General features: G+C 65.9%; 7 protein-coding genes and 1 pseudogene. 1 reads left to right on the forward strand and 7 read right to left on the reverse strand.

The window, feature by feature from the left end; genetic code table 11:
- From Q0L94_RS07905 to recA, 3 genes are all read right to left on the reverse strand, one after another.
- The coding region (locus Q0L94_RS07905; protein WP_296752155.1) for a Glu/Leu/Phe/Val dehydrogenase dimerization domain-containing protein at positions 1-290 on the reverse strand (290 nt) is incomplete at its 3' end.
- 94 nt (positions 291-384) lie between these two features.
- Positions 385-840, reverse strand: a complete 456-nt coding sequence (gene recX / locus Q0L94_RS07910; RefSeq protein ID WP_296752157.1) for a recombination regulator RecX — start codon at positions 838-840, stop codon at positions 385-387.
- A complete protein-coding gene (gene recA / locus Q0L94_RS07915; protein ID WP_296752171.1) occupies positions 824-1,849 on the reverse strand; it encodes a recombinase RecA in 1,026 nt (341 codons plus the stop codon). Before recA ends, recX begins: the two co-directional genes overlap by 17 nt.
- A 212-nt stretch (positions 1,850-2,061) precedes the next feature.
- Between recA and Q0L94_RS07920 the strand changes: the two genes are divergently transcribed.
- Positions 2,062-2,952, forward strand: coding sequence for a WYL domain-containing protein (locus Q0L94_RS07920; protein ID WP_296752159.1), 891 nt, complete (start codon positions 2,062-2,064; stop codon positions 2,950-2,952).
- A gap of 153 nt (positions 2,953-3,105) precedes the next feature.
- Here Q0L94_RS07920 and Q0L94_RS07925 read toward each other — a convergent pair whose 3' ends face one another.
- The 4 genes and pseudogenes from Q0L94_RS07925 to Q0L94_RS07940 all read right to left on the reverse strand — a co-directional run.
- Positions 3,106-3,603, reverse strand: a complete 498-nt coding sequence (locus tag Q0L94_RS07925) for a CinA family protein (protein ID WP_296752162.1) — start codon at positions 3,601-3,603, stop codon at positions 3,106-3,108.
- Positions 3,591-4,088 (reverse strand): phosphatidylglycerophosphatase A, encoded by a 498-nt coding sequence (locus tag Q0L94_RS07930; protein WP_296752164.1) that lies wholly within the window; start codon positions 4,086-4,088, stop codon positions 3,591-3,593. The genes Q0L94_RS07925 and Q0L94_RS07930 overlap by 13 nt, the downstream gene beginning before the upstream one ends.
- Complete coding sequence (thiL, locus tag Q0L94_RS07935; RefSeq protein WP_296752167.1) at positions 4,078-5,031, reverse strand: thiamine-phosphate kinase; 954 nt, start codon at positions 5,029-5,031, stop codon at positions 4,078-4,080. Before thiL ends, Q0L94_RS07930 begins: the two co-directional genes overlap by 11 nt.
- Positions 5,032-5,132: 101 nt before the next feature.
- Positions 5,133-5,255 (reverse strand): annotated as a pseudogene (locus Q0L94_RS07940) (N utilization substance protein B); the annotation flags it as partial.

Below are 5,255 nucleotides of genomic sequence, written 5' to 3' on the forward strand. Positions count from 1 at the left end.
TGAAAGCGCAGCCCGCCCTTGTAGGGGCCGATGGCCATGCTGTGCTGGATGCGGTAGCCGCGGTTGACCTGGACGTCGCCGTGGTCGTCGACCCAGGAGACCCGGAAGATGACGATCCGCTCCGGTTCGATCAAGCGGTCCAGCAGGCCGTGCTCGGCGTACTTGGGGTGCTGGGATACGAACGGCCACAGACTTTCGACGACTTCGGTAACGGCTTGCAGATACTCCGCTTGCCCGGGGTTGCGCTCGGCGGCGCGGCGGATGAATTCGTCCGGATGCTGGTATTTCATGTTGCGTTGGCTCGGTGGTATGGAAAGGGAAAAAGACCGACTGTATCACCCATTGCCGGGCGGAGTGCGCCGCGCAGGGGGCCGGCGGGCGGTTTCAGGGGCAGTCTGCGTCCTGGACGATGCGCCGGATGAGATCGGCCGCAAATCCGCGGCTTTGCAGGAAGCGCATCTGCCTGGCTTGCTCCGGCGCGTCGGCGGGCGCGGCGCCGAATTTCTTCTTCCATACTGCGCGCGCGCGCTCGAATTCGCTGCCGCGGTTTTCGCCCAGCACGGCCTCGATGATGGCGTCGCCCACGCCGCGCTGACGCAGGTCGTAGGCAAGCTTGACGCTGCCGGTGCGGGCGCGGTGGTCGGCAACGTAGCTGTCGGCGAAGCGCTGGTCGGAGAGCCAGTTTTTGGCCTCGAACTGGTCCAGCAACACGGCGATGTCCGCGCGAGCAAAGCCCGCAGTTTCGAGCTTGCGGGCGAGCTCGAAGCGGCTGTGCTCGCGCCGTGCCAGCAGGCGCAGGGCGCGCTCGCGCAGTTCGCCTGGCTCAGGCGCCGGCTTCATCCTCGTCCGCCATGGGGTTGTTGACGCCGACGGCGGTGCGGACCTTGGCCTCGATCTCGGCGGCGATTTCGGGGTGCTCCTTCAGGTATTCGCGTGCGTTGTCCTTGCCCTGGCCGATTTTTTCGCCGTTGTAGGCGTACCAGGCGCCGGACTTGTCGACCAGCTTGTGGGCGACGCCGAGTTCGATGATTTCGCCTTCGCGCGAGATGCCCTGGCCGTAGAGAATGTCGAAGAAGGCTTCCTTGAACGGTGGCGAGACCTTGTTCTTGACCACTTTGACCTTGGTCTCGTTGCCGATGATCTCGTCGCCTTTCTTGATCGCGCCGATGCGGCGGATGTCGAGGCGGACCGAGGCGTAGAACTTGAGCGCATTGCCGCCGGTAGTGGTTTCCGGGTTGCCGAACATGACGCCGATCTTCATGCGGATCTGGTTGATGAATATGACCAGCGTGTTGGTGCGCTTGATGTTGGCGGTGAGCTTGCGCAGCGCCTGGCTCATCAATCGGGCTTGCAGCCCCATGTGCGAATCGCCCATCTCGCCTTCGATTTCGGCCTTGGGGGTGAGCGCGGCGACCGAGTCGACCACCACCACGTCGACCGAGCCGGAGCGTACCAGCATGTCGGCGATTTCCAATGCCTGTTCGCCAGTGTCGGGCTGCGAAACCAGCAGGTTGTCGACGTCGACGCCGAGTTTTTGCGCGTAGGAGGGATCGAGCGCGTGCTCGGCGTCGATGAAGGCCGCGGTACCGCCCAGCTTCTGCATTTCGGCGATGACCTGCAGGGTGAGCGTGGTCTTGCCGCTTGACTCCGGGCCGTAGATTTCGACCACGCGACCGCGTGGCAGGCCGCCGACGCCAAGCGCGATGTCGAGTCCCAGCGAGCCGGTGGAGACGGCCTGGATGTCGCGCGCCACGTCGTGATCGCCCAGGCGCATCACCGAGCCCTTGCCGAACTGCTTCTCGATCTGGCCGAGCGCGGCGGCGAGCGCCTTCGATTTGTCTTCTGCCAATGCGGGGGATGCCATGGTTTCTCTCTCCTGATCAGTCGGTTTGCGTGGGTGTGGGCAGTCGGCGGAGCGTCTGCATGGCCCGCAATGTAGGCGATAGATTTATCGGTGTCAATAAAAAATATCACCTATATAAAAAATACAACTTTATGAATTGTATTTGATGCCGGTCGCCCTATAATTTCGGCCACACCGGATCGAGCGGAGCGAGCACTATGATTGCAAAAGAAAAAATGCATCTGGATGTGAAGTGGGCGACACGTCAGCGGCTGCAGTACATCGAAATCATGGCCTGGTATGCCGGGATCGTGACCCGCAGCGACGTCGCCCGCGCCTTCGGCCTGTCCGATCCGGCGGCGACCAAGGATCTCAAGCTCTACGGCGATCTGGCCCCCGGCAACCTGGTCTACCAGCACAGCGTGTTCGGTTTCGTGCCGGGCGCGGATTTCGGCGCCGTCTTTGCCGACCTCGCGCCCGCGGTCGTGCTGCCGGTCATTGCCGCCAATCTGGCGGTGGCGAACGGGCCGTACGGAAACGAGCCGGTGTATGGCCTGGCGACCGCGGCGCTGCCGCTGCCGGCCCGCTTGCCGGGCGCGCAGACCCTGGCGCAGATCACCCGCGCCATCCACGGCCGGCGCAAGCTGCGCGTCGGCTACCGTTCTCTGTCCAGCCGGGAGAGCGGGGCGGAGCGGGTGCTGGAGCCGCACACCCTGGTCAATACCGGGCTGCGCTGGCATGTGCGGGCGTATAGCGAGGACACCTGCGATTTCCGCGATTTCGTGCTGTCGCGCGTCATGGCGGCCAGATGCCTGGATACGCCCGCCGAATCCGGCGAGCAGTACGACGACGACTGGGTGGAAACGGTGAGCCTCAAGCTGGCCCCGCACCGCGGGCTGGATGCGCCCAGGCGCGAGAGCCTGCTGCTGGATTACGGCGCGAGCGGCGAAACCATCGAGGTGAGGGTGCGGCGCGCCCTGCTCGGCTACGTGTTGCAGCGGCTCGGCGTCGACACCACGCCGGAACATACCTTGAATCCGAACGCCTACCAGCTGATGCTGCTGAACCGCGACGAGATCGAACCGTTCGCCGCCTGGGCTTTTGGGTGAGCGGGGAGCAGGAGGACTGCCAAAGCATTTTTATCCGCGAAGGACGCGAAGCAACACGAATGAAACCCGCTCGCCATTTTTTTCTTCGCGCAACTTCGCGCAACTTCGCGCCCTTCGCGGATAACGCCTTTTGCAGCCTTTCTGCGGGAGCGGTTATCCAATCAATTCGATCAATCCACGCAGCGCCGCGGCCACTGCGCGCGAGCGGATTTCCTCGCGGTCGCCGTCGAGGCGGCAGGTGGACGACATGACCGTGCCGTCCGCCAGCGCCCAGCCGTAGCACACCAGGCCGACGGGCTTTTGCGGGGTGCCGCCGCCGGGGCCGGCGATGCCGGAAATGGCGAGTGCGGCCTGGGCGTGGCTGTGCGCCAGAGCGCCGGCCGCCATCGCGCCGGCGGTTTCCTCGGAGACGGCGCCGTATTCGTCGATGGTTTCGGCGGGCACACCGAGCATCTCGGTCTTGGCGGCGTTGGCGTAAGTGATGAAGCCGCGCTCGTACCACTGCGAGCTGCCGGGCAGCGCGGTGAGCAATTGCCCGACCCAGCCGCCGGTGCAGGATTCGGCGGTGGCCAACATCCAGCTGCGCGCGCGCAGCTTGTCGCCGAGTTCGGCAGCGAGCCGGCGCAGTTCTTCGTCGCTTACACGAGCCATTGGATTCCTTTCATCGCGGCGATTGCGTACGCTGCCGCCAGCAGGTCGTCGAACATCACGCCGAAGCCGTTTTTCAGGTGCGCGTCGGCGAGCCGGATCGGCCAGGGTTTCAGGATATCGAACAGGCGGAACAGCGCAAACGCCAGCGCAATCCACAGCCAGCCGGCGGGGCTGAATAGCGGCGCCGGGATAAACATGAGAACGAGCGCGAAGGCGACGATTTCGTCCCACACCATGCCGCCGTGGTCGGCGACGCCGAGCGCGCGGCCGGTGCGTCCGCACGCCCACACGCCCAGCAGGAAGGCGGCGATCAGCAGAACGATCCGGTTCGGCAGGTCGGGTGCGGCGGCACCGATCAGCCAGAACAGCGGCAGGCCGAGCAGGGTGCCGGCGGTGCCGGGCGCTTTCGGTGCGAGCCCGCTGCCGAAACCGAAGGCGATCAGGTGCGCCGGGTGGGCGAAAAGGAATTTGAAATCAGCTTGCAAAGTGGTCGTATCCGGTACGTTCGAAGGGCAGCGGCTGGCCGTCGGGGCCGACGACCGCGAGTCCGGGTTCGGCGCGGATGCTGCCGATGCGGGTGATTGCGACACCGGCATTGTCGGCGGCCGTCCGCACGGCATCGTACTTGCCGGGCGGCGCGGTGAAGCACAGCTCATAGTCGTCGCCGCCCGCCAGCACGCAATCGCGCGCGACTTGTTCATGCAGATACGCCCGCACCGCCGGCAGCATGGGCAGCGCGGCGAATTCGAGCACGGCACCGAGCTGTGAGCGTTGCAGAATGTGCCCGAGGTCGCCCAGCAGCCCGTCCGAGATGTCGATCGCGCTCGTCGCAATGCCGCGCAGCGCGATGCCGAGCGCCACCCGCGGCGTCGGCAGATAAAGCGCAGGCAGCACGCGGGCGGCGTCGATCTGCTCCATGAACAGGCGGCCCTGGCGATACGCCAAGGCCATGGCCGCCGAGCCGATCACGCCGGATACCCAGACGTCGTCGCCGGACCTGGCGCCGTCGCGTCGCAATGCCTCGCCCGGCGGGACTTCGCCGATGACCGTGATGCTGATCGTCAACGCGCCGCGCGTGGTGTCGCCGCCGACCAGTTCGATCCCGTGCTGGTCGGCCATGCGGAAAAAACCGCGCGCAAACGCGGTGAGCCAGGCGTCGTCCGTGGTCGGCAGCGCGATGGAGAGCGTGGCCCAGCGCGGCGTTGCACCCATCGCGGCAAGGTCGGACAGGTTTACCGCCAGCGATTTGTGGCCGATGCCGGCGGGGCTGTCCTGCGGCGAGAAATGGCGGCCTTCGAGCAGCATGTCGGACGACACCGCGAGCTGTATGCCCGGCGTCGGCGCCAGCAGCGCGCAGTCGTCGCCCACGCCCAGCACCGCGCCGGGGGTGGCACGGGCGAAGTGGCGGGCGATGAGGTCGAATTCCATGGGGCGTGAGGGGTGAGGCGTGAGGCGTGAGGCGTGAGGCGTGAGGCGTGAGGCGTGAGGCGTGAGGCGTGAAGGGGGAGCCCCGCCTGACTCCTTACGCCTCACCCCTCACGCTTTCCCTTCTTCGCATGCTCGATCTCCACTGCGCGCACATCCTGCGCCAGCTTGTCGAGCACGCCGTTGATGTATTTGTGGCCGTCGGTGCCGCCGAATTTCTTCGCCAG

This window comes from Thiobacillus sp. (assembly GCF_024708915.1).

What these genes read in the sequence shown, in the direction of transcription:
- recX (WP_296752157.1), bottom strand. Translation starts at nt 840, where the DNA reads ATGAAGCCGGCGCCTGAGCCAGGCGAACTGCGCGAGCGCGCCCTGCGC.
- Q0L94_RS07920 (WP_296752159.1), top strand. Translation starts at nt 2,062, where the DNA reads ATGATTGCAAAAGAAAAAATGCATCTGGATGTGAAGTGGGCGACACGT.
- Q0L94_RS07925 (WP_296752162.1), bottom strand. Translation starts at nt 3,603, where the DNA reads ATGGCTCGTGTAAGCGACGAAGAACTGCGCCGGCTCGCTGCCGAACTC.
- thiL (WP_296752167.1), bottom strand. Translation starts at nt 5,031, where the DNA reads ATGGAATTCGACCTCATCGCCCGCCACTTCGCCCGTGCCACCCCCGGC.